The 2,459-nt window shown below is 38.3% G+C and carries 4 protein-coding genes; all 4 read right to left on the reverse strand.

All coding sequences use genetic code 11. The annotated features are described in order from the left end of the window. On the reverse strand, nt 1-1,197 hold a 1,197-nt coding region (locus AC6F75_RS07200), incomplete at its 3' end, for an ATP-binding cassette domain-containing protein (RefSeq protein ID WP_500714295.1). A 1-nt stretch (nt 1,198) separates the two neighbouring features. After that, on the reverse strand, nt 1,199-1,912 hold the full coding sequence (locus AC6F75_RS07205) for a ribonuclease H-like domain-containing protein (RefSeq protein WP_500714296.1): 714 nt from the start codon (nt 1,910-1,912) through the stop codon (nt 1,199-1,201). A gap of 5 nt (nt 1,913-1,917) precedes the next feature. Beyond that, nucleotides 1,918-2,223, reverse strand: a complete 306-nt coding sequence (locus AC6F75_RS07210; protein ID WP_500714297.1) for a type II toxin-antitoxin system RelE/ParE family toxin — start codon at nt 2,221-2,223, stop codon at nt 1,918-1,920. A 2-nt stretch (nt 2,224-2,225) separates the two neighbouring features. Beyond that, nucleotides 2,226-2,459: hypothetical protein (locus tag AC6F75_RS07215; RefSeq protein WP_500714298.1), on the reverse strand; the 234-nt coding region annotated here is incomplete at its 5' end.

Here is a 2,459-nt window from a genome sequence, read left to right on the forward strand (position 1 = left end):
CTGAAAAATGATTTGTATCTCTTTCCTGAATTTTTTGAATTCGCTTTCGCTTAAAGCGGAAATTTCCTTACCCCTGTAATAAATGCTCCCTTTTGTAGCTTTATCAAGTTGTAGAATGGCTTTTCCTAAGGTGGATTTTCCACAGCCAGATTCGCCAACGAGACCTAAAGTTTCTCCCTCATACAGTTCAAAACTCACATTATTGACAGCTTTGGTCACCTTTTTTTCTCTAAAAATTCCGGCATTTGTGTAGTATTCCTTTTCAAGATTTCTGACTTCAAGTAAAGGCTTTTGGCTATAAAGGGTTTTGTGTTTTTGAGTGCGCTGCTCTTTTGTAACGACTTTTTTGTCAAAACTGTTTTGGAGAAAATCTTTTATAGTGGCCAGTTTTTCAACACGTTCATCAAGCGAAGGGCGCGAGTTGAGCAATGCTTTTGTATAATCTTCTTTTGGATAGTGAAAAATATCCCTGATTCGTCCTTCCTCCACCACTTTTCCCAGATACATTACCAAAACACGGTCGGCAATTTCAGACACCAGTGCCAGGTCATGAGAGATGAAAATTATACTCATATTTGTTTCCTGTTGAAGATCTTTAAGAAGTTGGATGATTTCTTTTTGAACCGTAACGTCCAATGCGGTTGTGGGTTCGTCTGCAATGAGAATTTTGGGTTTGCAGGCAATGGCCATGGCAATCATAACACGCTGCATTTGCCCGCCACTGATTTGATGCGGGTACTTTCTGAAAAGTTCTTCGGGGTTTGGAAGTTTTACTTTTTCAAATAGCAAAAGGGTTTCTTTTTTTGCTGCTTTTTGCGAAAGCTTTTTGTGATGCATCAATATTTCTGCCACCTGCATTCCGCAGCGCATAGAAGGATTTAGGGCACTCATCGGTTCCTGAAAAATCATTGAAATTTCATTGCCACGAAATTTTTGAAATTCCTTTTCGCTCAAGCCTAAAAGCGATTTTCCATTAAAGAGTATTTCGCCAGATTTTATTTTAGCAATTTTTTTAGGCAACAATCCCATGATAGCCAGCGTGGTCACAGATTTTCCCGAACCGGATTCGCCTACTATACCGAGTATTTCATTTTTGTTTAGTGTAAACGAAACATTTTTAACGACTTCATTTTCCTGATTTTCGTTGACAAACGCAAGACTTAAATTTTCAATTTTGAGTAAGGATTTTTCAATCATTTTAAACAGAGATTATTTCATTATCGTCAAGGATGTCCTCATTTCTCAATCTAAGAAAGACCTGCGCCACTGCTACAGCATCTTTTTCACAATAGTTGATGATGCGGTCGATGTCTTTCTCGTTATAATAAACATCACGTACCTGGCTGCCATCGATATCTTCTTTTGGTGAAGGAATACCTAATATGTGTGTTAGTAGCTTCAGCGAAGTAAAATGTTTGTAATCTCCAAACTTCCATAGCTCCAGTGTATCAAGATGAGGCACTTCCCAGGGTTTTTTGCCAAAGAGGTTCAGTTTTGCAGGTAAATCGATGCCGTGGATAATCATCCTGCGGGCGATAAATGGAAAGTCAAACTCCTTGCCGTTGTGGGCACACAGCACATGATGTGGTCTGTTAAAATGGGTTTCAAGCAGGGTTTTAAAGTCTTTGAGAATCTTGGTTTCTTCACCGTGAAAAGAGGTTACCCTGAAGTTTCGGGTGTCGCCTTTCAAAACAAAATAGCCTACTGAAATACAGATGACTTTACCAAATTCTGCCCAGATTCCGGCGCGGTCATAGAACTCCTCCGGCGAGTGTTCGTCGCGGCGTTGGTATTCGGTTTTCTTTTCCCAAAGCAGTTTGGTCGTGTCGTCCACCTCACCAAAGTGCTCGTGAACAGGGACGGTTTCTATGTCCAGAAAAAGAATGTGTTCGAGATTGATTTTGTTGAGCATAAATATTAATGTTTTTTAGAAATCTTATAATCTGGATTTCTGCTTGTGTGAAAAACAGATAAGATGTAAATCAATTTTTTTTCAGGGATAAATTCATAAATCAATAAAAAAGGAAAAACTGGCACTACAAACTCTCTATAATTTTCAAGCTTTTTGGGGAAAGCTTCTGGGTTTTCAGATATGGTATCAGCGGCAATTTCAATACAACCAATAAATTTATCCCCAAGCAGGGGCTGTTTTTGCTCATAATAATTGTATGACTCAACAATTTCACTCTCAGCTAAAGAAGAAAAGGTAACCTTATTAGCCATTATTATTCACTTAGCATTTGTTTAATAGACTTAAGTGAAACACCTGGGTCTTTTCCGGATTTTAAATTTTTGGAACGCAAGTCCAACTCTTTTACGAGGTCAAGGTCCTCCCACCAGTTTGCATACTCACTGTGATATTCCAATCCCAAATCGTCAAGAAATTTCTTAACTTTTATTTCCTGAGCTTCATTATTAATTTTAACTGTCAATCGGTTCATAATATGTGCATCTTTAAC

This window comes from Planktosalinus sp. (genome assembly GCF_059864935.1).